General features: G+C 70.5%; 27 protein-coding genes and 1 pseudogene. 12 read left to right on the top strand and 16 right to left on the bottom strand.

Going from position 1 to position 25,317, the window contains the following annotated elements:
* Positions 1–266: 266 nt before the first annotated feature.
* Positions 267–1,274, bottom strand: coding sequence for a hypothetical protein (locus ACFWPI_RS00250; protein ID WP_380377113.1), 1,008 nt, complete (start codon positions 1,272–1,274; stop codon positions 267–269).
* Between the two features lie 201 nt (positions 1,275–1,475).
* Between ACFWPI_RS00250 and ACFWPI_RS00245 the strand changes: the two genes are divergently transcribed.
* Complete coding sequence (locus ACFWPI_RS00245; protein WP_380377111.1) at positions 1,476–2,507, top strand: alpha/beta fold hydrolase; 1,032 nt, start codon at positions 1,476–1,478, stop codon at positions 2,505–2,507.
* Between the two features lie 26 nt (positions 2,508–2,533).
* Here the strand turns inward: ACFWPI_RS00245 and ACFWPI_RS00240 are convergent, their stop codons facing one another.
* From ACFWPI_RS00240 to ACFWPI_RS00230, 3 genes are all read right to left on the bottom strand, one after another.
* Complete coding sequence (locus ACFWPI_RS00240) at positions 2,534–3,445, bottom strand: MBL fold metallo-hydrolase (RefSeq protein WP_380377109.1); 912 nt, start codon at positions 3,443–3,445, stop codon at positions 2,534–2,536.
* A gap of 216 nt (positions 3,446–3,661) precedes the next feature.
* The gene (locus ACFWPI_RS00235) at positions 3,662–4,588 is read right to left on the bottom strand and encodes a LysR family transcriptional regulator (protein ID WP_380377106.1); all 927 of its coding nucleotides are present in this window, start codon (positions 4,586–4,588) and stop codon (positions 3,662–3,664) included.
* A gap of 92 nt (positions 4,589–4,680) precedes the next feature.
* A complete protein-coding gene (locus tag ACFWPI_RS00230) occupies positions 4,681–5,412 on the bottom strand; it encodes an SDR family oxidoreductase (protein ID WP_063351875.1) in 732 nt (243 codons plus the stop codon).
* A gap of 181 nt (positions 5,413–5,593) precedes the next feature.
* On the opposite strand from ACFWPI_RS00230, the gene ACFWPI_RS00225 reads away from it, so the two are divergent.
* The 4 genes from ACFWPI_RS00225 (at position 5,594) to ACFWPI_RS00210 (ending at position 9,254) form a co-directional block, all read left to right on the top strand.
* Positions 5,594–6,184, top strand: coding sequence for a TetR/AcrR family transcriptional regulator (locus ACFWPI_RS00225; RefSeq protein ID WP_380377103.1), 591 nt, complete (start codon positions 5,594–5,596; stop codon positions 6,182–6,184).
* A gap of 476 nt (positions 6,185–6,660) precedes the next feature.
* On the top strand, positions 6,661–7,569 hold the full coding sequence (locus tag ACFWPI_RS00220; RefSeq protein WP_380377101.1) for a hypothetical protein: 909 nt from the start codon (positions 6,661–6,663) through the stop codon (positions 7,567–7,569).
* A gap of 27 nt (positions 7,570–7,596) precedes the next feature.
* Positions 7,597–8,205, top strand: coding sequence for a hypothetical protein (locus tag ACFWPI_RS00215; protein ID WP_380377099.1), 609 nt, complete (start codon positions 7,597–7,599; stop codon positions 8,203–8,205).
* Positions 8,202–9,254 carry a chitinase C-terminal domain-containing protein gene (locus tag ACFWPI_RS00210; protein ID WP_380377096.1) on the top strand — a complete coding sequence of 351 codons (1,053 nt, stop codon included), beginning with the start codon at positions 8,202–8,204 and terminating at the stop codon, positions 9,252–9,254. The genes ACFWPI_RS00215 and ACFWPI_RS00210 overlap by 4 nt, the downstream gene beginning before the upstream one ends.
* A gap of 291 nt (positions 9,255–9,545) precedes the next feature.
* Here ACFWPI_RS00210 and ACFWPI_RS00205 read toward each other — a convergent pair whose 3' ends face one another.
* Positions 9,546–9,917: a hypothetical protein gene (locus ACFWPI_RS00205; RefSeq protein ID WP_380377749.1), complete on the bottom strand. Its 372-nt coding sequence runs from the start codon at positions 9,915–9,917 to the stop codon at positions 9,546–9,548.
* Positions 9,918–10,526: 609 nt separating this feature from the next.
* On the opposite strand from ACFWPI_RS00205, the gene ACFWPI_RS00200 reads away from it, so the two are divergent.
* Positions 10,527–10,895 (top strand): hypothetical protein, encoded by a 369-nt coding sequence (locus ACFWPI_RS00200; protein WP_380377750.1) that lies wholly within the window; start codon positions 10,527–10,529, stop codon positions 10,893–10,895.
* A 378-nt stretch (positions 10,896–11,273) separates the two neighbouring features.
* On the opposite strand, the gene ACFWPI_RS00195 is transcribed toward ACFWPI_RS00200, so the two are convergent.
* The 4 genes from ACFWPI_RS00195 to ACFWPI_RS00180 all read right to left on the bottom strand — a co-directional run bounded on the left by ACFWPI_RS00195 (position 11,274) and on the right by ACFWPI_RS00180 (position 16,072).
* A complete protein-coding gene (locus tag ACFWPI_RS00195; protein ID WP_380377751.1) occupies positions 11,274–12,752 on the bottom strand; it encodes a purine-cytosine permease family protein in 1,479 nt (492 codons plus the stop codon).
* Between the two features lie 365 nt (positions 12,753–13,117).
* Entirely contained in the window at positions 13,118–13,939 is an 822-nt protein-coding gene (locus ACFWPI_RS00190) for a hypothetical protein (protein ID WP_380377752.1), read from the bottom strand.
* Complete coding sequence (locus ACFWPI_RS00185) at positions 13,936–14,568, bottom strand: RNA polymerase sigma factor (protein WP_380377753.1); 633 nt, start codon at positions 14,566–14,568, stop codon at positions 13,936–13,938. The genes ACFWPI_RS00190 and ACFWPI_RS00185 overlap by 4 nt, the downstream gene beginning before the upstream one ends.
* Positions 14,569–14,854: 286 nt before the next feature.
* A complete protein-coding gene (locus tag ACFWPI_RS00180) occupies positions 14,855–16,072 on the bottom strand; it encodes an FAD-dependent monooxygenase (RefSeq protein ID WP_380377755.1) in 1,218 nt (405 codons plus the stop codon).
* Positions 16,073–16,222: 150 nt separating this feature from the next.
* Here ACFWPI_RS00180 and ACFWPI_RS00175 point away from each other — a divergent pair, with 150 nt between their 5' ends.
* Positions 16,223–16,807, top strand: a complete 585-nt coding sequence (locus tag ACFWPI_RS00175) for a TetR/AcrR family transcriptional regulator (RefSeq protein ID WP_380377757.1) — start codon at positions 16,223–16,225, stop codon at positions 16,805–16,807.
* A gap of 84 nt (positions 16,808–16,891) precedes the next feature.
* Here ACFWPI_RS00175 and ACFWPI_RS00170 read toward each other — a convergent pair whose 3' ends face one another.
* Positions 16,892–17,506 (bottom strand): hypothetical protein, encoded by a 615-nt coding sequence (locus ACFWPI_RS00170; protein ID WP_380377758.1) that lies wholly within the window; start codon positions 17,504–17,506, stop codon positions 16,892–16,894.
* A 493-nt stretch (positions 17,507–17,999) separates the two neighbouring features.
* Between ACFWPI_RS00170 and ACFWPI_RS00165 the strand changes: the two genes are divergently transcribed.
* On the top strand, positions 18,000–19,046 hold the full coding sequence (locus tag ACFWPI_RS00165) for a trypsin-like serine peptidase (RefSeq protein WP_380377760.1): 1,047 nt from the start codon (positions 18,000–18,002) through the stop codon (positions 19,044–19,046).
* Between the two features lie 149 nt (positions 19,047–19,195).
* On the opposite strand, the gene ACFWPI_RS00160 is transcribed toward ACFWPI_RS00165, so the two are convergent.
* Positions 19,196–19,549, bottom strand: a complete 354-nt coding sequence (locus ACFWPI_RS00160) for a hypothetical protein (protein ID WP_380377761.1) — start codon at positions 19,547–19,549, stop codon at positions 19,196–19,198.
* Here ACFWPI_RS00160 and ACFWPI_RS00155 point away from each other — a divergent pair.
* From ACFWPI_RS00155 to ACFWPI_RS00145, 3 genes and pseudogenes are all read left to right on the top strand, one after another.
* Positions 19,474–19,671 (top strand): annotated as a pseudogene (locus ACFWPI_RS00155) (IS5/IS1182 family transposase); the annotation flags it as partial. The gene ACFWPI_RS00160 and the pseudogene ACFWPI_RS00155 sit on opposite strands and share 76 nt — an antisense overlap.
* Positions 19,672–19,815: 144 nt before the next feature.
* The gene (locus tag ACFWPI_RS00150; RefSeq protein ID WP_380377763.1) at positions 19,816–19,983 is read left to right on the top strand and encodes a helix-turn-helix domain-containing protein; all 168 of its coding nucleotides are present in this window, start codon (positions 19,816–19,818) and stop codon (positions 19,981–19,983) included.
* Between the two features lie 62 nt (positions 19,984–20,045).
* Complete coding sequence (locus ACFWPI_RS00145; RefSeq protein ID WP_380377764.1) at positions 20,046–20,324, top strand: hypothetical protein; 279 nt, start codon at positions 20,046–20,048, stop codon at positions 20,322–20,324.
* A 234-nt stretch (positions 20,325–20,558) separates the two neighbouring features.
* On the opposite strand, the gene ACFWPI_RS00140 is transcribed toward ACFWPI_RS00145, so the two are convergent.
* Both ACFWPI_RS00140 and ACFWPI_RS00135 read right to left on the bottom strand, forming a co-directional pair.
* Positions 20,559–20,969 carry a hypothetical protein gene (locus ACFWPI_RS00140; protein ID WP_380377765.1) on the bottom strand — a complete coding sequence of 137 codons (411 nt, stop codon included), beginning with the start codon at positions 20,967–20,969 and terminating at the stop codon, positions 20,559–20,561.
* A 216-nt stretch (positions 20,970–21,185) separates the two neighbouring features.
* On the bottom strand, positions 21,186–21,998 hold the full coding sequence (locus ACFWPI_RS00135; protein ID WP_363367961.1) for a barstar family protein: 813 nt from the start codon (positions 21,996–21,998) through the stop codon (positions 21,186–21,188).
* Positions 21,999–22,387: 389 nt separating this feature from the next.
* Here ACFWPI_RS00135 and ACFWPI_RS00130 point away from each other — a divergent pair, with 389 nt between their 5' ends.
* A complete protein-coding gene (locus tag ACFWPI_RS00130; protein WP_380377766.1) occupies positions 22,388–22,783 on the top strand; it encodes a transposase family protein in 396 nt (131 codons plus the stop codon).
* 209 nt (positions 22,784–22,992) lie between these two features.
* Here the strand turns inward: ACFWPI_RS00130 and ACFWPI_RS00125 are convergent, their stop codons facing one another.
* From ACFWPI_RS00125 to ACFWPI_RS00115, 3 genes are all read right to left on the bottom strand, one after another.
* Positions 22,993–23,661, bottom strand: a complete 669-nt coding sequence (locus tag ACFWPI_RS00125; protein WP_380377768.1) for a Type 1 glutamine amidotransferase-like domain-containing protein — start codon at positions 23,659–23,661, stop codon at positions 22,993–22,995.
* 430 nt (positions 23,662–24,091) lie between these two features.
* On the bottom strand, positions 24,092–24,400 hold the full coding sequence (locus ACFWPI_RS00120) for an immunity 53 family protein (RefSeq protein WP_380377770.1): 309 nt from the start codon (positions 24,398–24,400) through the stop codon (positions 24,092–24,094).
* Between the two features lie 198 nt (positions 24,401–24,598).
* Positions 24,599–24,832, bottom strand: coding sequence for a hypothetical protein (locus tag ACFWPI_RS00115; protein ID WP_380377771.1), 234 nt, complete (start codon positions 24,830–24,832; stop codon positions 24,599–24,601).
* Between the last annotated feature and the right edge of the window lie 485 nt (positions 24,833–25,317).

Below are 25,317 nucleotides of genomic sequence, written 5' to 3'. Positions count from 1 at the left end.
CCCTCCCCCGCGGGGTGGTCTTGTTTTCTGTCTCGCCCGCCTCGGGGCCCACCCCCCTGCGCCCGCCCCCGCCCCGCGGGCCCCCCCCCCCCGCCCCCCCCCGCGACTCGCGGGACCGCAGCGCCAACTCCCCAGCGACCAGTCCGATGGACTGCGGTCTACAGGAGGGGAGCTGGTTCTCGTCCGACTGCTCGGGAACGTCCTCGGTGCGGGCCTGGACGCGGGCGTCGTCGTGAGCGTCGTTGGTGCGGTCACCCATAACCGGGTTATGGCCCAGTGACACCAGAGCGGGCCTCAACCACCAAGAAGGGGTTGTCGGGTTCGTGGGGCTCGTACCGCTCGAAGTCGGGGCGGTCGATGAGCTCAGCGACTGAGAAGGGGTGCCGGTGGTCGGTGAGGAGCCGGTGGACGAACTCGGCGGTGGAACCCTCGAACCGCGCCCAGCTGTCGCCGTCCTCGTTGCGGGCGATAACCGGCCACCGGTTCGGGTCTGCATCCTCCGTCAGCCAGTAGAACTGGTCGGCCTGGACGGAGCCGGCCCACTGCAGGAGCCCGCCCGGGGCGGGGTGGAGCTGGTGGGGACGGTAGAGGTCGGCGATACCGGGGTCGGCGGCGGCGAGTTCGGCAAGGTGGAGGGCGTGCTCGACGAGGCACAGGAACTGCGGGAACGGGTCGTCGCGGCCGGGCAGGGGGCCGGGCAGGGAGAGGTCGAGGAAGCCTGCGAACATGCCAGGGCCGAAGTGCTCCGCCAGGTGCCGGTAGTCGGCGGGCAGGGCGGTGCCGAGCCTGGCCTCGGCCGACGACCAGTCGACGGTCCACTGCCGCGACTGCGGCCGGCCCGTCGCGGCGGCGAGCCGCCGAACCCAGCGGTCACCCGGCACGTCGGCCTCTTCCTCCCCGTCCTCGGCGAGCAGGCAGGCCGTCGCCGGGTCGGCCCGGCGGGCCGTCACCGCGACCAGGTGCGGCGCGCCGCCGTCGTTGTCCCGGACGATCCCGCAGCCGATCCAGCGCTCGCCCACCGCCCACCCGCACAGCTCGACCAGACGCCCGGCGAACGGGGCTACCAGTGGCAGCCCGCTGTCGTCGTCGATGGTCGGGTCGACGAAACCGCCGGTCGCGAGGTTACGCGACGACCCCCAGCGCGGGCGCAGCGCCTCAACGAGGCGGCGGTGGGCGGTGGTGAGGTCGCCGTCGGCGGGCAGGCGGGCGATGTCCGGGGCCGGGCGGGTCAGCAGGGCGTCGATGCGGTGCAGGTGGTCGGTGGTGTCTCCCATGGCGTCAGTCAACCGCGGGCCGCTGACAGTGGGTCCGGTAGTTCTCGTCGTCGGCCCAGGCGCTGTCCTTCGGGGGCGTGGACGAGCGGCGTCATGCGGCCGTCTCCTCGCAGGTCGACTGGGCGAGTCCTTGGGCGCGGAGCGCTGCGGACCAGACCCGCCCGAAGTAGTCCTGCGGCCGGCGAAGGTCGAGAGCCTCGGATGGCCTACCTGGTCGACCACTTCCTGAAGCCCGCGACCTATTCGGTATTTTACCAGAATGGCGATGGAAATTCATATCCATTGGGGATGTGGAAAATTGGTAACTCGTTCGCTATGTTGGCGCCCATGACTGCGATTGCTGAATTAATTGCCGAATCCGGCGAATTGCGCCTGTGGACCGAACGGGTCGGCAACTCGAACGATCCGGCGGTCCTCCTGGTGATGGGGACCGCCGCACCCGGCATCGGATGGCCGGACGAGCTGGTGGATGTGCTGGCCGCCAGCGGTCGCCAGGTCATCCGCTACGACCACCGGGACACCGGCCGGTCCACCTGCCTGGACTTCGCCACCCACCCCTACACGCTGGCGGACATGGCCGCCGATGCGACGGCCGTGCTCGACGGCCACGGAGTAGCCGCCGCGCACATCGTCGGGGCCTCCCTGGGCGGTGCGATCGGCCAATGGCTGGCCGTTCACCGCCCTGAACGCGTACTGACTCTGACCGCGATGATGACCGGCCCGATGGGCCACAGTGCGGGGCCGGCCTGGGCTCGCGCCATGGCCGGCCAGACACCAGACCCCAGCGACTTGCCGCCACCCACGGCACGCTTCCTGACGCACCTCGCACAACGCGCCGCTCTCCCGCAGGGGACTCGCGACGAGTACGTCACGGCGAACCTGGAGACGTGGCGAGTGCTCAACGGCGACGTCCTTCCCTTCGACGAGCCTGCCGCTCTCCGCTTCGTGGAAGCCTCCTTCGACCGGACCGTTCACCACAGCGCGGCCCTCAACCACGATCTGGCTGGGCGTCACATGACCGAAGACCGCCTTGCTCCGCTGTCCTCGATCAGGGCCCCGACACTGGTCATGCACGGCACGGAAGATCCCCTGCGCCCGCTACCGCATGGCCGTGCCCTCGCCGATGAAATCCCTCACTCCCGATTCCAGCCGATTCCCGGCATGGGGCACGCGCTGTTCTCCCCCGGACTTCCCCGGCAGATCGGCGAAATCATTCGCGAGCACACCGTGTAGGGAGCGGAACGTCGGGCAGGCAGCGGTCAGTCGGCGACGGCTCGCCAGGCGGGGCCGTCACCGTCGAGGTGAACCCGGCCGAACACTACGTCCGCGAAATGGACGCCGAAGCCGATCGTGCCCGGTCGCGCCAACTCGGCGACCAGGCGCCGGCGTTCCTGTGCGGCCCGGTCGGGGTCGAGGTCGGCGGCGGCCGACCATTCGGGGTGGTCCACCTGGATCGGCGAGTGCATGGCGTCGCCGAAGGCGATCAGCCGCTCGCCGCCCCCGGCGATGACGTAGGACGCGTGCCCGGCGGTGTGGCCGGGGGTGAGCAGCACGTGCACGCCGGGGAAGATCTCGTCGCCGTCGAGGACGGTGCGCACCTGTGGTGCCATGATCCGGAGGATCTCGTCGGTGATGCCGCGTGCTGCCAGGAGGTGGCGGTGTGCCCATTCGGGTGCGGCGACCAGGAGGTCGCGGCCGGCGAACGCGGGCAGGTCGCGGTCCGGTGCGGGGCGCCAGGCCCAGCCGATGTGGTCGAGGTGCAGGTGGGTGATGGCGACGGCCTCGATCGTGGCCGGCGGACGGCCCAGTGCGGTCAGGTTGTCGAGCAGCGCACCGCCGTGGATGGCCCCGCGCGGATTGCCCGGCTGGGCCGGGATCGCCTGCGGACCGAAGCCCGTGTCGATCAGCAGCGCACGCTCCCCGTGCTCCACCAGCAGTGCGCCGATGCCCGCCGCCAGGTTGCCGGAGTCGTCGAGGTACTGGGGGTGGGCGGCCCAGTCCTCCTCCGTGCTGCGGGGGAACCAGCCGCGCGCGCTGAGTTCCACCGCCCCGTCCGGCACGTAGGTCACCTTCGTGTCGCCGAGTCGGAGTGATCGTGTCATCGCCGGTCGCCGCAGTCGCTCGGCCAGCGGCGTCCGGTCCGTGGCCTGTTCCGTCGTGGGGTTCGTCATGGTCGCTCTCCTGGTGCCTGGAGGTGAAGGCGCGCTCGGTCGGTGTCGGTCCGACGTGGCGCCGGCCCGGTGGCGGGCGTGCCGAGCAGGGCACGGCCCGCGGATCGAGTGGGGAACCGTGGTCGGCGGTACCGGCCGCATCGGCGGCGGTGACCATGGGTCCCAGTTCACTCCGGTGGGAGCTCGCGATCCAGCAGCACTTCGAGTTCGCGACGATCACGAATCGCGATCGTCACGCGCCGCCTCCCGACAGGCCTCCAGCAGCAAGCGCACGCGCTCGGGGGCGGCGGCACCGTGCACCGCCAACACGGTGGGCAGGGAGAGCGCTGCCTCGGCGCTCCGCGCTCCGGCCGGGGAGCGCACCGGTAGGAAGGCCACCTGGTCGCCGCGCAGTTGGTGGGCGTGCGCCGCGTACACCACCGTCCAACCGGCAGCACCCGCGCCCAGCGCCGCAAGGGTGCCCTGGAGTGAGCTGTGCGGTGGTCCGGGCACGGGCTCGAACCCGGCGTCCCGGCAGGCACCCACGACCAGATCGACCAGCGGCGGGTTGCTCCGGCGTTCCGTCAGGTGAAGCGGTAGCTCCGAGAGCCGGACGAGGTCGACCTCGTCCGCCCCGGCCAACGGGTGGCGGGCCGGCAGGGCGACCACGAGTTCCTCCTGCCACACCGGGATCAGCCGCACGCCTTGCGGCGTCGTCACCTCCCCGCGCACGAAGGCCGCGTCCCACTCCCGGTCGGCGACCCGCCGCAGGCGCTCCTCCGGCGCCGCCGACGCCAACTCCACCCGGGTGCCGGGCGCGTTTCGCCCCAGCGCCGCCAGCACCCGTTCCAACCGCACGCCCATGCCCCGGCTCGTCCCGACGCGCAGCACGGTCTCCCGCTCGGCGACGAAGCCGCCGACCAGGTCCAGGGCCCGTTGTTCGGCCGCCAACACCTCGCGGGCGCCGGGCAGGAACGCCGCCCCCGCGGCAGTCAGCCGCACGCGGCGCCCCGAGCGGTCGAACAGCTCGACGCCCAGCTCACGCTCCAGCCGACCGATCTGCTGGCTGACGGCCGACTGCACGATCATCAACCGCTCGGCTGCGCGACCGAAGTGCAACTCCTCCGCCACCGCCACGAAGTACCGCAACTGACGAAATTCCATGACCTCGACCGGATCGGGAGCAGGGCACCGCCAGGCTACGGCAAGCACCGGTGCCCCGGTCCGACCGCTCACCTCACCCCGTCGCGGGGGGCCTATCCCTGGGCGGTGGGGCGAACGACGATGTCGCCGACGTCGACACCGTCCGGTTGCTCGATGGCGAAGGCGATGGCGCGGGCCACCGCGGCCGGCGGGAGGGCGATCTCCATCAGCTTGTCGATCTGGGCCTTCGCTGCCGGGTCCATGTGCTCCGCGAAGTCGGTGCGGACGGCGCCGGGTGAGACGACGGTCACGCGCAGGTTGGGGCCGGCCTCCTGGCGCAGGCCCTCGGAGACGGTGCGCACGGCGTTCTTGGTGGCGGCGTACACGGACTGGAGCGGGACGATGCGCAGTCCGGCGGTGGACACGGTGTTGACGAAGTGTCCGAATCCCTGCTCCCGGAAGAGGGGGAGGGCCGCCGCGATTCCGTACAGGACGCCTTTGAGGTTGACGTCGATCATCTGCTCCCAGTCCTCGACGCGCAGGTCGTCGAGGGGGGAGATCAGGCCGATCCCGGCGTTGCTGACGAGGACGTCGAGCTTGCCGTATCGGTCGCATGCCAGCTTGACGAGGTTGGGGAGGTCCTCGCGCCGCGTCACGTCCGTGCGGATCCAGGCGGCCTCGCCACCGGCCTGTTCGATGCGGGCGGCCAGGGCCGCGAGACGCTCCGGACGGCGTGCCCCGAGGACGACCTTCGCGCCTCGCTCGGCCAGCAGAAGCGCGGTCGCCTCGCCGATGCCGCTGCTGGCGCCTGTGATCGCCACGACCTTGCCTTCGATTCCCGGCATGCTCGCCTGTCCTTCCAGAGTGCGGATTGCGGATTGCGGTGTGTGGAGTGTGGAGTGCGGAGCAGAGGGGGCGTCCGGGCAGGTCGGACCATGCCCTAGAGTGAAAGTGGAGGCTCCGCCACTTCGCCCAGGTTAAGTGGCGGAGCCTCCACTTAGCAACGGAGAAGGGAACGAGCCGCCGATGACCCGAGAGGCAGGGCGCCCGCTGAGGGCCGACGCGCAGCGCAACCGGGACAAGATCCTGGCCGCCGCGGTGCGCGTGTTCAGCGAGGAGGGGCTCGACGCCCACTTCGAGCGCATCGCCAGGGAAGCGGGCGTGGGAACGGGCACGCTCTACCGCAACTTCCCGACCCGAGAGGCGCTGATCGAGGCGGCGTACCGCAACGAAGTGGCCCGGCTGTGCGAGGCCGCCGCCGGCCTCCTGGCGACGATGCCGCCCGCCGAGGCCCTGCGGGTGTGGACTCGCCGCTTCATCGACTACGCCACCGCCAAATACGGCATGGCCGACGCCCTGCGAGCCGTCGTCGCCTCGGGCAGCAACCCCTACGCCGACAGTCACGAGATGATTCAGGGCGCCCTCAACTCCCTGATAGAGGCCGGTGCCGCCGCCGGAACGATCCGCTCCGACATCCGTCCGACCGACATGTTCGCCGCCCTCGCCGGAATCGCCCTCACCTCGGCCAAACCCGAGCAGCGCGAGCAGGCCGAACGCCTCCTCGACCTCACCCTGGACGGGCTGAGATCCGCGCCGACTCAGCCGCCCGGTAACTGACGACAGGACCCGGACGTCACCAGGCCGCGGTTCGCCGCCCGCGCCGACGAGCGACGGACGAGCGACGGGCGCCGCCCCGGACAGCGGCACCACCGGGATCCGCTCGACGGGGGAGCGGTTCGACCCGGACAGCGCCCCCCACCCGTCTGCAGCGGCGAGGCGCCCGAACGCTCGCAGGACTGCGTAGACAGCGCATCAACGCACCGTGGACCCCGGCGTCCCAGGCGGCGGAGGGCGTGTCCAGGCCCGCGCCGACGCCACGGGCCCTCCGGGCTCGCACATGGCCTCCGGCGTCAACACAAGCGTTGATCAAATATCAATTCCTGCTTCGTAAAGTCTCGACTTCCCTGTGCCGTCAACGGAAGGAAAGACGTGGAACACACGTCAATGCGAGGCAGTCACCCCCGAGCGGGATTCCACGATGTCGACCGACCATCTGGCGTCGAGTCGCCGCGGCACTCGTCCTCACCCTGACCGTGGGCCTGTTGCAGGCCCTCGCGGTCACGCAGGGGGCGCCCGCCGTCGCCGCCATGGATTCCTATACGGCGGCCACGTTCAACATGCAGAACCAGGACCGCTGGGACGGCCATTGGACGGGCGCCGGCGGAGATCTGGAGGCCAGCCTCCTGAACACCACTGACGCACCCCAGGTTATGGCGCTCCAGGAGTTGGGCAGCACTGTTCCCTGCAGCGCCAACCCCCAACAGCTCATCACCCTGGGCCGTAGCTTGCAGAGCGTCAAGACCGACATCAAGACGGAATGGACGGTGACCAAGTGCGAGCAGCCGTTCTCCAAGGCGACGAACTATGACCTGATCTTCCTCGCCACTCGGACCGGGAACGCCACCAGGAACCTCGGTTTCGTGGTCGACCGCAGCCTGGTGATCCCGTTCGACAACAACCACGTTCATGTCATCGGCGCGGCCCAGAACGACCAGAAAAAAGATGTCGCGGGTAATCCCAAGCCCATGCTCGGCATCAAGCTTCCCAACGGCACGTGGTTCTACAGCGTGCACGGCGCGAACAACTCCAACGACCTTGGCGACACCGCCAACCGCATCGACGCGGCCAGGGAGGACGCGGGCCCCAATGATTGGACCGTGCTCGGTGACTTCAACAGGACCGCGACGTCGTGGACGGCTGCCGACCTGGGCGGGGCACACGTCGTGGATTCCGACGCGGCTACGTTCAAGGCCCCGCGCCCTGAGCCCGATGACGGCAGAGGAAAGAACCTGGACTACGCGATCAGCAGCTCCAAGCCGGTGGGGTACCAGGCCTATCGCCTGGACAACCTCTACTCCGATCACCACGCGGTGTGGTTCGGTCCCGACTGCGACCCTGCGCAGCCTGTTGCCCGTTCCACCGCCGCACGCGGCAAGGCCTGAAGCAGGAAGCAACCGGCCATCGTGTCCATGGGCGACAGCTACATCTCCGGCGAGGGCGGCCGCTGGGCGGGCAACGCGCTCACGAAGGAGGAGGGGGACGTCTGGGGAACGGACCGACGCGACCGCTGCCAGAGCAGGAAGGACGGAACGAAGGAGGACTGCGTCTACGACGCGACGTCCTACGCCAACGGCGGCAACAAGTGCGACCGCTCCGACGTGGCCCCCATCAAGGGGACGGAGTTCGAGGGCATTCCCGTAGAGCGGCGGTTCAACATCGCCTGCTCGGGCGCGAAGACGGAGGACATCCTCTCGGTGTCGCGCAACAACGAGAAGCCGCAGATCCAGCAGTTGGCCGACCTCGCCCGCACCTATGACATCCGGATGGTCGTGGTGTCCATCGGCGGCAACGACCTGGACTTCAGCAAGATCATCTCGTCCTGCACGGCGGCCTACCTCGCCGGGATCGGTCTGAGCCCCTGTTCCGAAGAGGACTCGGCCGTCGCAGCCAAGCTCGACAGCGTGCGCGCCGACGTGGTGAAGACGTTGGGCGCGATCCGGAGCACCATGTCCGCGGCAGGGGCGCCGGCACCGACGGCAGCACCAAGGCGGGCGGCCGGCCGCAGCCGGCCGAGGTGATCGACGTGAAGGCCGAACTGGTGGACTTCCCCACCGGGGAGAACGACTTCTACCCCGTCCAGCCGAAGCTGCGGATCACCAACAACTCCGGCGTCACCCTCGCCCAGGGCACCGAGATCGCCCTCGACCTGCCCACCTCGATGCCGCCGATCGTCAAGGACAACGACTACAAGGAGATGAAGGGCCTCGTGCCCGGCCACACCGGCCCCAACACGGGCGGCCTCAAGGGGGACTTCCACCGGCTCACCCTCACCCTCGGCTACTGTGAGGACCTGGCGCCGGGCAAGTCCCGGGACATCGACCTGAAGTACTACCTGCCGGTCACCGGGCCGTCCAACGTGACGTTCAGGATCGGCGGACGGGAGTACGGCTCGACCGGGGACCAGCGCCGCGACGTGCGGACGGTGGCCCCGCCCGCCCCCGCGGCCGGCAGCTCCTGCCAGGCCCCGGACTGGAAGCAGGGCCAGGTCTACCGGCCCGACGGCGGCCGGCTGTGGCGGATGTACGACAAGGGCGACAAGGGCTGGATGTTCGAGTACGGCGACAGCCAGACCGGGAAGCCCATGATGATCGACAACAACCCCGACCAGTCCCGCGCGCACCTCGTGGAGCTGAACGACCAGAACCCCAACCAGTACTGGCGGATCCAGGACGCGGGCGGCGGCCTGTACACCGTCTCCGGCGGCGGCAGGTGCCTGACCGCCACCGCCTCCCGGCAGGACATCGCCTCGCTCGCGTGCAACGGACGCAACGAGCAGAAGTGGCGGCTCGTCCCGATCGCCGACAACGGCAGTGAGGGGGCCCCCGGCGGGCCGAAGCACAACGGCCTGTTCAAGCTCCGCTCCGCGAACGGCAGCGACATCGAGGTCGCCGGCGGAGCCACCGTCCGGGAGACCCACCTCCTCACCGGCGACCCGGCCGCCTCGACGGCCGCGTTCGTGAAGTACCAGGGCTACTACTGGTACGCCCAGTGGTACACCACCGCCACCCCCGGCACGGCGGAGGCCAACGGCGGCCGGCCGTGGAAGAAGCTGAGCCCGACGCCGTAGCCCCGTCTCCCGGGACACAGCCGGCTCCTTCGTCGTCCAGGCCAGTCGGACCGCACCGCCGGGCTGTTCAGCGGGCGCCGCGCCCGGTCGGTGACGGCCCCGGGAGACACCCGGTGCCGTCACCTCCGGAGTGCGCCCCACAACGACCGCAGCGGGGATCGGTGCAGGTATTGGTACAGGTATCGGTGCAGGGGCGAGGCCGGCCGGCGGTGAGGAAGTACCAGCCGGCGCGCGGCGCTCAGCCGCCCGTCGTGCCGCCGGGCAGCGGGATGACGGTGTCTGCGACGTGGATCATCGCGAGACGGTGCGGCCGGACTGGCTGCCGTTGTTGGTCGGGTACAGGTTCGCCCACGACAGGTTGCACGAGAACTGCCACCACGCGTTGTTCGTCCCGGCGTCGGCCACGTCGTTCCAGTTCCAGCTGTAGGTGTGGCCGCAGGTGTCCCCGGCGGTCAGGTAGAACCGCTCGTCGGTGCGGCCCGCGTTGACGTGCCACCCGACGGTCGGGCCGTTCGCGTACACCTGGTACCACGCGCCGTTGTTGCTGGTGGCGCTGTCGGAGCCGCTGTCGGAGGCGGACGCGGTGCCGACGGTTGCGACGCCCACGCCGACCATCGTCGAAGTGACGACGGCCAGGGCGGCGAGAGTCTTCCTGATGCGCATGCTGTGCTCCCTTGGTGGATGAGCGTGTCGGTGGCCCGCCCCCGGTGCGTGGACGTCATTGCGTCAAGTGGTGCAGCCGATCACGATGAGGGGGTGCACCGGGGGCGCGTACCCATGCCGCTTCCACTCCCTGCCCGCACAGTGGGCTGCCATGCAACTCTCCTTGGTGAACGGCCAGTTCGACGAGGGAGGTGCGGGGCGGCCCGGTCTCAGCATGACCTACTCCGGCTGCCGGAGTCACTGCATTCGGCAGACGGACTCGAACTCGTCCGCAGTGGCGCGGCGCCTGCGCTGGTGAACCGGCTTGCCCGGCGGCCGGACGATCGCCGGGCACGGTCATCACCGGCGGCCACAACGGTGGCCCGGCTACATCCTGCTCACCTGGTAGAACCCGACGATCGTCTGGCGCGGCACGAGCGGCACGAGCCGCTCCGGGCGGGCGACCCCGCCCACCCGTCCCGGGGGTCGCGACACCCCAGCTCAAGGCGCGGGGCGCTGGGACCGGACCTGGACCGGTAGCCCCCGGACCTGGAAGCCCCGGGCGGCCAGGCGGGCGAATCCAGGGTAGCGTTTCAAGTACTCAGAGTGACTATGCGGAGAGGCGAAGCCATGAAACCGATCGGCATGGGAGCCGCAGCGCTCCTCCTTGCCACCGGGACGGTGACCGCCGTTCAGGCCCCGGCCCGTGCCGCCGACCCGGCCTACGGCTACATCTGCCCTACCGGCTACTACAGCGAGGAGGCCACGATCGAGGGAGTGTTCTTCGGCGGGGCCTGCATCCCGGACCCTGCCAGCGCCGGACCCCGCTACACGTTCCGCGTCGCCGTGCTCACGGTGGGCTTCCCGAGTGGGGACCGTGAGTACGTCGACGCCACCTTGAAATGCGACGAGTTGCAATCCGCCGCCCCCGACGTCATCGCGTCGCGCTGCGACTTCGTCGACACCGGCCTCACACCCCGGGCGACGACGACGGCGTAGGGCCGGCAGGGCATGGACTGATCCGGGGACCAGGGACCGGTCGTCGCGGCGTAGCAGGAGCGAAACAGACCCCCGGGTGGGCGTTCGGGCCACGTCGGGGAGTGCGGTCAAGGCGCCGGAGACGACGTCGGCGGCCCGGCCGGAGCGGGGGGCGCCCGGATTCCGTCGCCGTGGTGATCGCCTGCTGCACGGCGGCGAAGCCGCCAAGGCCCTCGAACGGGTGCTGGTCGTCGCCGGCAGGGCCTGGCCGGCTGTCGGCCGGTGCCCGGGTGTGGTGGCGGAACGGGACCGCCCGGTCGCCGGCTCGGGTGAGGCGGCGACCGGGCGGTCGGGGTGTGTCTGGGTGTGTCGGGGCGGGCGGTGGGCCGTGCCGCGGGGTCAGGCGGTGGCCCGTTCGGGCTGCTCCGCCCGGCGGTCGGCGGGCTGTGCGGTGGTGGCGGGGGCGTTCTCCCGGGGTGCGGGGAGTGCGGCCATGATCGCGGCGGAGATCACGATGGTCGCTGCCCAGGCGAGCCCGTACCTGCCGACGGGGGTGTCGGAGAGCGGGCCGGCGAACCAGTCGCACTTGGTGAAGGCGAGCCCCAGTAGTAGGGCGAGCACCCAGGACACCATGGCCTGCCAGCAGAAGCCGCCGGTGTACCAGTAGCGGCTGTTCCTGCTGGTGTCCATGAGCCCGGCGGCGTCGTAGCGCACCGCGCGTGAACGGCGCCGGAACATGTCCACCGCATAGACGCCGATCCAGGCCGAGAAGGAGACGGCGAGCAGGATGAGGAAGGTGATGAAGGAACCCAGGAAGCTCTTGGCGACCAGCATCAGCAGCAGGCCGCCGACCAGCGAGATCACGGCGTTGATGCTGACGGCCGTGGCGCGCGGCAGCTTGACGCCCATGGTCTGAGCGGTGAAGCCGGCCGAGTACATGGAGAGGCTGTTGATCAGCAGCATGCCCACGATCGCGGTCAGCAGGTAGGGCACGGCCAGCCAGGTCGGCAGCAGGTCGCCGAGGAAGGAGACCGGGTCGGCGGCCTGGGCCAGGCCGGGTGAGGCCACCGCCATCACGGCGCCCATGAGCACCATGGGCACCATCACCAGGCCGGCGCCGGAGACCGTCACGCCGACGATCTTCCTGCCGGAGGCGGAGTGCGGGAGGTAGCGGGCGAAGTCCGGGCCGGTGGGGACCCAGCTGATGCCGCCGGCGGCGATGGTCCCGATGCCGGCGATCATCATCGCGGTGGTGCCCGCGGGCTTGGCGAAGACCTCGCTCCAGTGCATGGTGGCGACCAGGTAGCCCAGGACCAGCACGCTGAAGACGCCGAAGAGGTACGTCGACCAGGTGTTGCAGACGTTCAGCGCCTTGCGGCCCATGCCGGAGACCAGGAAGGTGCAGGCGACGAAGGCGAAGAGCGTGACGACGATCAGCGCGGTGTTGGCCTTGACGCCGAAGAGCAGGTCGAGGACCGTCAGCACGGCGTAGGCGCCGGTGACGGCGTTGATCGTCTCCCAGCCGAACCGGGCGATCCAGAGCACCGCGCCGGGGAAGAGGTTGCCGCGCACCCCGAAGGTGGCCCGCGAGAGGGTCGCGCCCGGCGCCCCGCCCCACTTGCCGGAGACCGACAGCACGCCGACCAGGCCGAACGAGACGAGCGCGGCGCACGCCGCGACGATCAGGACCTGCCAGAAGTTCAACTGGTTGAACACCACCAGGGCGGCGCCCATGGTGAGCAGCAGGACGCTGATGTTCGCGGCGACCCAGGTCGGGAAGAGCTCGCGGACTCTGCCCCCGCGCTCGTGGTCGGGGACGGGTTCGATGCCGCGGGTTTCTATCGCGCCGCCGGTGTCGGCGTTCGACGGGTTGTCCATGAGGGTGGCTCCGTGCGTGTGAAGCGGAGATAAATCGAACAAATGGGGCATTTGTGGAACTCTTCGCGCGTAGCGCGGGAGTTGAGTCATCCTACTTTGTCCGCTTCGGTTCCCGGGCCTGGCCGGTGCCGGAGGGGAGGACGCCACCCCCGCCCGCGGCCGCTCCGCAAATGCCGCAAACGCCGCGAACGGCGCGAACGCCGCGAACGGCGGACCCGGCCCACGGCCAGGTCCGACACGCTCGCGGCGTTCGCCGAGGAGGAGATCAGGGCCGGGATGCGCCGCCGGCCCGGGAGCGCGCAGGCCCGACCGGGCGCCGCCTGGTCCAGGCGCTCAGCGCGCACCCGGGAGGTCTCACCTGGGTCTCACCTGGTGAACAGCGAGCTGCCGCTGACGACGCGGGTGGTGCCGTCGGCGAGGGTGACGGTGACCGTGTCGGGGACGGCGCGGTGTGACATCGTCCCGGGCCACCAGACGGTCCAGCGGCCGTCCGCCACGGTGACCTGGAAGGTACGTCCGGCGACCTGCATGGTGATCGCCTTCACGCCGGCCCCCACGGAGCCCTGCGCGTAGTTGAACATGGCGTCCCCGTCACCGTGGGAGCCGCCCGTGTCGTACGTGATCGCGTCGGCCGCCACGTTCTTCACCGGGTCGATCGCCTCCCACAGACCGCTGGTCTCCGAGGCGACGTAGCAGAGCATGGCCTTGCCGCCGCGGTTGACGACCATGGAGGCGACCTTGCCCCGCAGGTCCGCATTGGTGATCTTGACGGGTGCCCCGGCGCCCGGGCCGTCGGCCATCCGGTCCAGGCACCACTTCTCGGCGGTGGCGCCCGGGCCCGTCGAAGCGGCCAGCGGTGTCGGGACACCGGTCCAGCTGGCCAGCTCCGCAGAGCTCAGCGGCCCGCTGGCCCCGCCCCGCGAGGACTGCGTCACGGCCACGGCCACGGCCGTACCCACGACGAGCGCACCGGCGAGGGTGACGGCCAGCCGCCGCCGAAAGCGCGGCCTGGCGGGGGCCGGGGCGGGGGTGGAGGTTGGGGTGGGGGTGTCGAGGTCGATCTGGCGCATCAGGCGCTCCCGGTGTAGGGCGTGGCGTCCTGCGGGGAGGTCGCGCTCGGCCGGCACGGGCACCTGCCCGAGCAGTTCCGCGCGCTCGACCGGCTCCGGCCGCTGTCCGGCGTTCACTGGTGTACCTCCTTCGTGGACGGGGCCGCACTCGCGGACCCACCCTGGATCTGGTTCCGGCCACGGCCGGGTTCCACTTTTTTCCGCTGCGCCCGGCGCTGGGCCGTCTCGGCGAGGCGGTGCAGCCGGGCCCGGGCCCGGGACAGGCGTGAGCGTACGGTGCCCACCGGTACGCCCAGGGCCTCGGCGGCCTCCTGGTAGTCCAGGCCCGCCCACACGCACAGGGCCAGCACCTCGCGGTCCGGGCGGCGCAGCCGCGCCAGCGACTGGTGCAGGACCGCGATCCGCGCCGCGTCGTCGATCCGCCCGGCCACCTCCTGCGCGAAGTCGGGAACGTTCTCGCGGGCCGGCGGGAGCTGCGCCAGTACCTGCCAGTGCCGCCGGGCGGCCCGGCGCTGGTTGCTGACCAGCTTCGTGGCGATGCCCAGCAGCCAGGGCCGCAGCGACCCGCCCTCCGCCTCGACCCGGTCGTGCCGGCGCCAGGCCTCCAGGAACGTCAACGACATCACGTCCTCCGCCGTCGACCAGTCCCCGGTGAGCCGGAACACGTGGTTGTACACCGCACGCGCATACGTGTCGAAGAGCCGGCCGAACGCGTCCCGGTCACCGGCCCGCACCCTCGCGCGCACATCTCGATCTGAAGAGTCCACGCCCCCTATCTGGTGCCCCGCCCGCGCGGGTTCCTATGACCTGCGTCACCCGCGGAACGCGCCTGGCCGCTCTACCGGCCCGCCCGGCCATCGTCGGAGCGATCGCCTGCACGGCGATCCCGCGCATCCGGACGAAGGCCTCGGGCGGACGTCGTGGTCCCCGAACTTGCGGGCAAGGCCGCCCCCGGGCGCTTCGACCCGCATGCCCGCCGCCTCGATATCCAGCCCGTCGGCTGGTCCCGGGCGAGTGGCGGGCGGTCCGTGCTCAGGCGGTTGCGTCGAGGGCCGGGGGCTGCCAGTTGTACGTCCGGGCGGAGCGGTTGAGCAGGGTGCGGGCCGGGAGGAGGCCGGCGAGGGTGAGGGCGGCATCGCGCAAGCGGGTGGCGGCGGGGGTGTGGAGGGCGACGAGGTCGCCGGTACGGCGGGAGCCGGTGACGATGGCGGTGGTGCGCGGGAGGCGTGCGGCGGTGTAGGCGGGGAGGGTGGTGGCCGGGTCCGCGCCGGGGGTCAGGGCGGAGGCGAGGACGACGGCGTCCTCGATGGCCTGGCAGGCGCCCTGGCCCTGGAAGGGGCACATGGCGTGGGCGGCGTCGCCGAGGAGGGCAACCCGGCCCTGGTGGTAGGTGGGCAGGGGGTCGGCGAGGTCCCAGACGTCGTGGCGCAGGACGCGCTCGGGTTCCGCGAGCGCGAGGAGTTGGGGCACGGGCGCGCACCAGGTGCCGAACCTGCGCAGGAGTTCGGCCTTCTCGTCGCCGTCGGCGGCGCGGGCGCCGGCCGGGGCGAGGGCGGCGCCGTACACGTAGACCCGGCCGTCGGCGAGCGGGACGACGCCGGCGAGCTGTCCGCGTCCCCAGACCTCGCCCACGGCATCCGGCCGGCGGGTGGGGGACACGACGGTGCGCCAGGTGGTGAAGCCGCTGTAGCGGGGGCCGGGGTGCTGGGGGAAGAGCAGCGCGCGGGTGGCGGAGCGGAGGCCGTCGGCGGCGACCACCAGGGCGGCGGGCCGTTCCCCGTCGGGGGTCCGGACGACGGCTGGTCCGGTGGTGCTTCCTGGGGTGCCTTCGGTGGCGCTTCCGGTGGTGCCTCCGGGGGTGACGAGGGCGGCGGGCGAGTTGGTGCGGACGGTGCCGTCCGGAAGGGCGTCGACCAGGGCGGCGATGACGTCGGCGCGGGCGACGGCGGCGATCGTGTCGCCGAAGCAGGCCTCGAAGGTGGCGGTGTCGGTACGGGCGAGCCAGCGGCCGGAGGGGTGGCGCAGGCCGACGGCGGGATGAGGGGTGGCGAGGGCTCGCAGGCGTTCGCCGATGCCGAGCCGGTCGAGGGCGCGCAGGGCGTTGGGGGCGAGGGCGAGTCCGGCGCCGACGGGTTCGAGCGAGGCGGCGCGCTCGTGGACGGTCACGGGGATGCCCTGGCGGTGGAGGGCGAGGGCGGCGGAGAGTCCGCCGATGCCGCCGCCGATGACGATTGCCTGGTACGCGCCCATGAGTGAACCCCTCTCCCGACACTACGGCTGTAGTGACCACTTCCCGCACCGTACTACACCTGTAGTTGGGATGGGATAGTGTTGGCGTGAAGGGGGTTCGGGCCCGCCCCGGGTCGGGACCCCCTGAAGAGAGAGGCCAGGACCGGATCCATGACACCGCCGCGCCCGACGCTGATCGCCGACGCCGCCATCGCCCTGATCGCCGAGCGCGGCCTGCGCGGGCTGACCCACCGCGCCGTGGACGAGGAGGCCGGACTGCCCGCCGGCTCGACCTCGAACCTCGCCCGGACCAGGGCCGCCCTGCTCGACCTCGCCCTCACCCGCATCGTCGAACGCGAGACCGGAGGCCACCCGGTCATGGCCGGCGGGCCCCAGCCGGACTGCTGCCCGCGCCACCTGCTCACCCAGGGAGTGGCCGAGCTGCTGTACGGCGCGCTCACCACCGGGCGCAGGCTCACTCTGGCCCGCCTCGAACTCGCCCTGGAAGCCACCCGCCGGCCCGAACTGCGCGCCGGCTACGACCGGCTGGGCGCGCGCTTCACCGACACCGCTGCCGCCCTGCTGGCGCAGAGCGGCTCGGCCGACCCGGCGGCCGACGCCCGACGGCTGATCCGCTGGTGCGACGGGCTGCTGTTCAACGCCACAGCGGGAAGCGGACACTGGCACGTGCCGACACCGGAGGACCTGTGCGGCGAGGTGGCACACTACCTCGCCGCACTGCTCGACCGGGACTGACCGGTCGGGACTGGCCGGTCGGGACTGACCGGCCGCCGCGGACGCAGGCCCTCGACGCGGCGGGCTTCGGCTACCACCGCTGCTTCAGTTGGGTGTTCGCTGTTTCCGCCAGCGGGCCTGGTGGAAGATCGGTTCGACGGCGACCACGCAGAACGCGTGCATGGGCTGGTCCGTGCCCCTGAGGTCGAAGAAGCCCACCATGTCGCCGAGGAAGCTCTCGCCGTGCTGATGGACGTGGGGGTCTTGGGCGACGCGGTCGCCGGCGGCGGTGAGCCAGTCGCCGATCCAGAACAGCAGCTCGGCACGGGCGGTGATGACGATCGTCGCGGCGTACTCGGCGAAGCGGGCGGGGTGGCGATCGGCTCGGCGACGGACGTCGTCGGGACGGTCGGGAGATCGTGCCGCTGGGGCGGTCACCCTCAACGGCACCGAGGCGCGGCGCATCCTGTGCCGCAGATCCGGCCAGTCGGACGGCCGCAGTCCCATGTCCTCACGGGCCAGGAGCATGGGCATCGGATGGGTGTCGCCGCCGGCGGAGGCCATCGGATGGGCGCCCGGTGGGACCGGAATGTAGATCGCGCTGTGCGGGCTCGCCGCGGCGACGCGGAACAGAGCGCCGAGCCGAAGGAGATCGGCGCGGCTTGCGCCCAGATACCCGACTCGGTAGTCGGGCGGGCGGACGAAAGTGTTGCGGAGCATGGGACCAGTGCTCAGGATCCGGCTGAGCCCGGATTCGGGATCGGCAACAGGGTGGCTCGTCACCCGCAACCGCATCCGACCGTCGCCAACCCCCATGTGCCAAGTACAACACGCGCGCCAGTGGCCTCAAGCTCCTTTTTTGCGAAGCCCGGGGAGCCCCTCGCGGTGCGGAGCACAACCATGGTCCCGACGGACCTCGACAAACCCGTCGGCCGCCTCTCCGTCGGCCGTGAACTGCGGCTGGAACCGGACCGGAGCGCACACCCGGCACCGGTACGAGGACGAGACGTCGTTACCGGAACCTGACGGTACCGATGGAAGAGCGAAACGCGCCCCAGACCAGGACCTGACGTTCTGTTCCTACAGTGCCGGATATCCGTGACGCGCGGGGCGGACCGCGGCCGCCCCCCGCGTACGGACCGCACCCGAGCGCGGACCGCACCCGAAGCGAACCGCACCCGACACGAACCGCACCCGACCGAGATGGGCAACGATGTCAGCCACACGCCGAGAACTCCCCCGCGGCCTCTCCGCCGCAGCCGCCCTCCTGCTGAGCGCGACCACGGCAGCGGCGGTGCTGCTGCCCACCGCGGCCTTCGCCGCGGAACCGGACTCCGTCACTTCGCACGCCGGCGCCACGACCGCCCAGGAGCGCAGCCGGATCGACGCCTACTGGACCGCCGCGCGGATGAAGCTGGCGGGCGCCATGGTTCCCGAGATCACCCCCGTGCCCGAGGACGACACCACGCCCGACGATCCGCGTCCGCTCCCGCCGAACACGCCGGACCCCGGCGCCGTCTGGACCCACGGCGGCGCGGTGGACCGGAGCGTCGGCCGGCTCTTCTTCACCTTCTCCGACGGCTACGACGGCAGTTGCACCGCGACCGTCGTCAACAGTGCGAACCGCAGCACCGTCGTCACCGCGGCGCACTGCCTGCGGGGCGTCGGGGCTCCCGCCACCGACGACACCTGGCAGCACAACCTCTACTTCGTGCCCGGCTACCGCAACGGGACGAAGCCGCTCGGCGGATTCAGCATCAAGTCGATGGCCACGTCGTCCCGTTGGGACGCCGATCCGGGCAGCGCGACCTCGAACGACGTCGCCGTCGCCGGCTACGACACCGGGGTCCTCGTGGCGAACCCGTCAGCCGAGGGGCGCCGGATCGCGGACGTCACCGGAAGCCAGCGGATCGCGTTCACCGAGCCCGCGGCGGGCGAGTTCATCCACACCTTCGGCTACCCGAAGGACCGGCTCAACGACCCCAGCGCCAAGTACGCCGGTTCACGCATGATCCACTGCGCCGGACCGGACCGGCCGGCCCCCAAGGCGCCCCTGCTGTGGGGCGAGTCCTGCGACATGGCCCACGGGGCGAGCGGCGGCCCGCACTTCGCCCGCTTCGACACCCGGACCGGCGCCGGCACCGTCGTCGGCGTCACCACCACCACGGATGACCTCGCGGGCGGGCAGCCCGGCACGCTGTACGCCACCCGCCTCGGTGACAGCGCCCACCGCCTCTACAGCTGGGCCCAGGCGCGCTAGGCCTGACCGGCACAAACACCGGCCGGGACGACCAGGCCCCAACGGAAAACGCCGGTACCAGGGGCGCGAGCCGACTGGCTCCCGCACCCCCGGTACCGGCGTTCGAGGCCTCCGCCCGGGGCGGCCGTCCGAAGCCGCTGCGCCGTCCGTCAGGCCGGGACCACCCGGTAACTCCGCATCGCCCACGGCAGGTTGGCTTGGGCCAGCGAGCCGGTGGCCCACGGGTACGCGCCGGCGCAGCCCGTGTCCGGGTACAGCGCCACGGACACGGAGCCGGAGACGACCTGGACGGAGCGGGCGGGCGCCGACAGGGCGTGGCAGGTGCCGAAGTCGCCCAGGCCGACCGTGGTCACCGCCCCGCTCCCGCCGGTGCCCGTGTACAGGTGGGCGCCCGGCTGCGGCGGCGGCCAGCCGGCGGCGTGCGCCGATCCGGCGCCGAGGCCGAATCGACTCCAGCGAACGCCTCGGGCGTCGCAGGCGGGCCATCGAACGAACGACGTCATGGCTGACCGGCTACCGCCGGCTCAACCACCGCTACGAACGCGACCCCCGCACCTACCTGGCCTTCCTCGGCCTCGCCGCCACCCTCTGCTGCTACAAACGCCTGACCCGCCCCACCACATAGGACACGGTCTTACTGACTTCGGCGCTTCGGGGTGATTGGCCTGTTCATGTAGCTGACTGATGGTCATCTGCGCGCTATGCCGTAGGTATGCGATAGGCGGATGGGGGCGGGCTGGCGGCGAAAGGTCGCCAGCGTCGCGAGGAGGTGCGGCTGGAGGCCGCCGGGTTGTTCGCCGATGGGCTGGGGCCGCCGGAGGTTGCCCGCAGGTTGCGGGTGAGCTCGAAGTCGGCCTGCCTGTGGCTCTGCGGCCCATTCGTGAACCGACCTGATGACCTCAGCCACTGCCCTCCTCTTGATCGGAAGTTGCGGTAGTTCTCGCCAGAAGCCCGGCGGGGTAGGCCCCGAACTGTGATTTCGGGGTAAGCACCACCCCCTTGGCTCAGGGCAATGACACCATCCGCGTCCGGGCCGGCCTGGACTCGCAGCTGTTCGACCTGACACTTCTTGTCAGCAATGTGCCGCAGGCTCTCCTGCAGGCCGGCGAGTTCGCCGAGCCACTGCATCCGTCGGGTCTCCCCGAGGCAGCGGGTGTTGATCTCGATCTCGAGCAGCCTGGGCTCTTGGACGAGGTCGAGACGGAGCATGGGGCACCTGACACGGGCTCATCCGAACTATGGCCTGTTGTGAAAGTGCTGGTCACAGCCATTCGTTGATGGCTGTGGCCAGCACGGTCGCTTCGTAGCGGACGGCAGGTTTGTCGTATCTCGTAGCGGCGGCCCGTGGCGCTTGAGTTGGCGGCTCCTTCTGGAGGCCCCCTTTTCGCCGCCCCGGCGGCCTGCTGATGGGTCCGGTACGGAGGCCGCCCTGTCTTCTTACCCGCCGGCAGCAACTCCTCCAGTCGGACCCACTGTTCGTCCGTCAGGCCTCCGCACCCCGCGCCAAGATCATCACAGACCGCGATCAGGAGTTTCCTCCGCTGGAAACACCGGGCTCCCGTCCTCACCCGTGAACGGCGGGCGGGACGGCAGGTGTCCCAGCGCTTGCCAGACGGCGTGGGCGGCAGCGAACTTCACGTCACCCGGACCGGTATCAGCAGGAGCGATGACAATCCCGGTGATCTCCACCAGCCAGCCGCGGATGCCGGCGGGCAGTTCCCTCAGCGCGTACCGGACGCCTTCTCGCGCTTCCGCCTCGGCGCCCGGGTCCCCCGCGTCATCGACGACTGCCGAGCCATTTCGGCCGAACACCGCCGCACGGACCACAACGCCAGCACTCGCCACCGGGACCAGGCGCACGCTGACCTCGGCGAAACGCGCCCAGCGGTTCGTCTGGCGCCGCAGTCGATAGATCCCATCCATGGCGTGAGTCTCCCGCACTACCAAGGCACCAACCGCCACTTCCGCAACACACGCACACCTAACCCAGCTGGCGGCCTGGCGGGGCGGATCGCAGTTGAGCCGCTGAAAGTAGTGGCTGGAAATCCTGGCGCCCGGGAGCATTCGGGCGTGTCGCACCGCCAGCTGCTGCCCGGCCGCCATCCGTCAGCGCGCGGTGCGCCATGGGTACTCGCTGCCTCACTGCAGGACGACCTCGACCCCGTGGTCGGCGAAGATCTCAAGGAGAACCTCGAACAGGGCCGCAGTGCCCTCGTGCAGCGCACGCTGTCTCACGAGCCGCGTCCTGGCTACCTCCGAGTGCTGCCATTCCAACGTGAACGGAGAAGAGGCACCCCAGCCTCCTCCGAGGCAGTCGTCCAAGGCGTCGAGGTTCCAGCCGAAGTATCCGCCGGGCCCGTCGATCGCTTCGCCCAGCGCGCAGTAGAAGCTGTCGACGTCGATGACCTGACGGCCGTCCATCCTGAACACTTGTCCCGGTGACCGGTCGCCATCGTCGTTCCGGTGCCGGTATTCCCGGGACAACATAGCCACGGACAACCATGCAAGACGGCCCGCCGGACCCATGGATCTCCACAGTCCATTTCGGTTCAACTGCCCGGTACGGATCAGTTCCCACACCCCGGCGGAGCCAGGAAGCGCATTTTGACACCAGAGCCGTACCGAGACATCGAAGAGGCCCTCACCGAGAACTGATGGCTTGACGGCGGTCACGGTGACACCACCGACGAAGTAAGACCCCATCGTGGTACCAGCGGTATCGAGCAGGGTCAGGTAGGCGTTTCCCGCGCAGGCGTCGTGTCCACCAACACGGTCGAGAGCGGCCAGCAGCCCGCCCTCCGGTGCGCATCCGCGCAAGTCGACCAACCGGTGGTCATTCTTGAGCGGCGCGAACAAGCCTGTGCAATCCTGAGCGAAACCCCAAGGGGTGTCCTCGTCGTCGTCGCCGGTCAGAGAGTAGTTGAACTCCGCCCGCGCGCCTGTCGCTTCCATCTCAACCTCACCATCTGTCGTCCCTGCAGGAGCTCGGGTCGGGGCCCTTCGAGCGAGTTCGCCGCGCGTCCTGTCGGCATGGAGTATCGCCGAGTTGGGTGCTGACGGTGCAACCGATGTTGGTGGCGCCGCCCGCGCCCAACCTGCAGGTCGAGGACTTGCCTCCGGAGATCGGGAAAGCGTTGGCGCTCGGTCCTCCGCATCGGCGCTGCTCCGTCCGGCGTCCCGGCGGAAGTCGGGCATGCCGAGGTGGACGGTGGAAGGTTGCGCTGCACGCTCGCGCATGGCCTCCAGTCTCTGTGCGCCGGCGGCCAGGTGGTCTCGCTGGCGGCGGCCTCGCCGATCCAGCCCTGGTCCTTGGGCTCCTGCAGGCGGTCGATGAGATTGACGTGGATCTCCTGGAGACGTGGCATCTGAGCTGGGTCCACGAGAAGGGCAAAAACCTGATCTGGATCTCGGCGGCGAAGCCGGGCCGCTCCGGCGAGATCACCACCGCGCGCCACGACAAGATCTGCGCCAAGCTCCGCGAAGCCGGCCTCGGCGCCTTGGCCGACCTCGGCTTCGTCGGTCTGGACGACGACCCGGACGACCCGGTGATCGTCACCGGGCGCAGGGCGACCCGGGGACATCCGCTGACCGAGGCCCAGAAGGAGGCGAACCGGCTGGTCAGCCGCGAACGCGCGGCCAACGAGCACGGCTTCGCGGACCTGAAGAACTGGAGGATCCTCAGCAAGGTCCGCATGAACGCCAAGCACACCGCCGCCTACGGGCCCTGCTCGTGCTGACGAACGCCGAAATCTCCCGCTGACGGGCGATCACCTGCCAGCGATCACGCCCCCGACCGGCCGAGCCGAACGGTGGGTCTACGGAGACCTTGACCGGAACTTCGCAGGGCGGGTGGTCTCCCCGCCGCTGGCCAACGTCTATCTCTCCGCCCTGGACCAGCACTTCGCCCGGATCGGGGAAGAGAAGATGTGCCGCACCGCGCGTTGCGTCAGGGGTGAAACCGCCAGCGCCCTTCGGAGACGACGTCCACTTTGCCGTCGCTGACGCGAATAGCCGTGTCGTCGTCGATGAAGTAGATCGGGAAGTCCGCCCGCTCGACGATGCGATCAGCCCAGACGTCGTCCCGCCCCGGGAAGTCCGGCGAGTCCAGGTGCGGCTTCAGGTACCAGTCGAAGAGACCGAACGGCGGCTCCACCGTCGTCGCGCCGAGCACGTGCAGGTCCGCAGTATCCCCGATGACGTCGGCGGAATGTTCGGTGAGATTTCGGCTGAAGATCATCGATCCGGCGCTCACCCCCACATAGACCCGGTTCTCCAGCACCTCCAAGAAGCCGTCGGCCAGGCCGTTGCCGGTGATACTGCGCGCGAGATGGTAGTGACTGCCGCCCTCGACATAGATGACGTCGGCGTGAAGCAGCCGGTCAAGCACCATCTGCCGAGGCAGGCCGTTCAGCTCCAGGATGTCGAACTCCTGCCAGCCGAGACCATGCAGTCGACTCATGTCCGCGACGAACCACCCGTGGTCTCCGGGTTCGGCAACGGATGCCGTGGGAACGTACACGATGTTCGCCGACTCGAACGGCTTTCCCAGCAGGTCCCGCAGCGCATCCCGCAATGTCTCGTTGCGCAGGCCGCTCGACGTCAACAGAAGCTTCACCAGGCGAGCCAATCATGGCTGCCAGGCCCGCGCAATGCGCTGGGAGGCCACCACCTCCGTGGTCCGTGCTGAGGCGGGCGACCAGCATGGCCGACCGGGTCAACCGCGAACCCGCAGCCAACGAGCACGGCTTCGCCGGCCTGAAGAACTGACGGGTCCTCACCAAGGTCTGCATGAACAGACCCGGCACGCCACCATGCTTCTGCAGGCTCTGCTCGCGTCGACGAACGCCGAAATCTCCCGCTGACGGACGATCATCTGCTACCGATCACGCCGTAGACCGGCCCGAGTGCCCCACCCCCGACCCACGCCAGCCCCGTGACCTGCAAGTTCAGGATGAACAATCCTCAATGAAGGCCCGGTGATGGGGGATCACATCTGTACTGACCGCATAGGTACGTCGGGTTGGGGTCTCGGGCTGCGCGAACGCTCAGGGGGTGTTCGCGGTCGCCCAGGCGCGGAACAGCGTGATGGCCTCGGTGAGGTTGCCGGGGCCGCAGCTGGCGTGAAAGATCTTCTCGGAGGTCCACACCCACACCCAGTCGTGTGTACTGCGGTTGATGTCCTGTCGGGGATATTCGCATTCCTCCAGGTCTGTCTCCTCCAAGTCAATGGTGACGGTCCAACCCGGGTTGTCGAGCGTGGCGATCTTCACGCCCCACTCGTGCTCCCAGTCCTCGTTGCACTGGTCGGTGTACCAGTCCTGCAGCCAGTCAAGGACATGCTTCGAATCACTCATGGGAGGAGATGTTAATGCTGTGATCGCATGGATTTGTCCGGCTGCGCAGCCAGCTCAGTGCGGTTGTCGGCCGGTCGCACGCTGCCAGGGCGGCGCGCATCCTCGCGTACTGGTCCTCGGGTCCGGCGGGCTGGCTGTCGAAACCTGGTCGGGACGGCTTGATCACACAATCGCGGACTCCATGAAACTCGGGGCAGCTCACGGCAGCGCCTGACGCTCCAGCTCCGCCGTCACCTCCTCGACGGCCCGCCTGGCCCGGCGTCCTTGCGAGCGCCGGTTGGTCAGCCGGCCGTCGCACATCACGCTGTCGGCTCCCCATGCCAGGTCGATGCCGTCGGCGCAGGCCGTGGAACGGCACAGCTGCCGCTGGGGCAGGCCCTTGCGGATCAGCCAGCCGTACGCGCTGGTGACCAGGACGGGGCCGAGAGGCAAGCCGCGGCCGCCGAACTCGCGGACGACGACGGAACGTAGAGCCGTGGCCGCAGAGCTGGCTGCGCTGGAGGCGCCGGTCCGCGCCGGTCCGCGCCGGTCCGCGCCGGTCCGCGCCGGTCCGCGCCGGGGGAGGAGGGGAGGAGCGAGAGGACCGGGGGAGGGGCCGGTGGTGGTGCCACTTCACCTCCTGGCTCCGCGGCCTGCTGGCCGGGAGGCGATCAGCCTCCGCCGACAATCAGTCGCCGGAGGCACGGCGGCGGATCGACTTGGCTGAGACCGTCGTTCGGAGGCCGCCGGATCTCGGCGGTATCCCGTTCCTGCGGGTAGCGGGCGAGCAGTCGGTGGGTCTGCGGAATATGCCAGGGTGCCGACGAACGGCTCCCGGCCGCATGGGCCGGCCACCCGGCCGCGTCCGGGCTATGGCGTGGAGTCATGAGGCAGCCGGAGCGTTCCAGCTGGGAACACGGGGAACGCCTGCCACTACC

Origin of the sequence: Kitasatospora sp. NPDC058492 (assembly GCF_042720685.1) — a bacterium.
GTDB lineage: Bacteria > Actinomycetota > Actinomycetes > Streptomycetales > Streptomycetaceae > Kitasatospora.
Note: the sequence above shows the minus strand (reverse complement) of the source record. Positions and strands in the feature narration are given on the sequence as shown.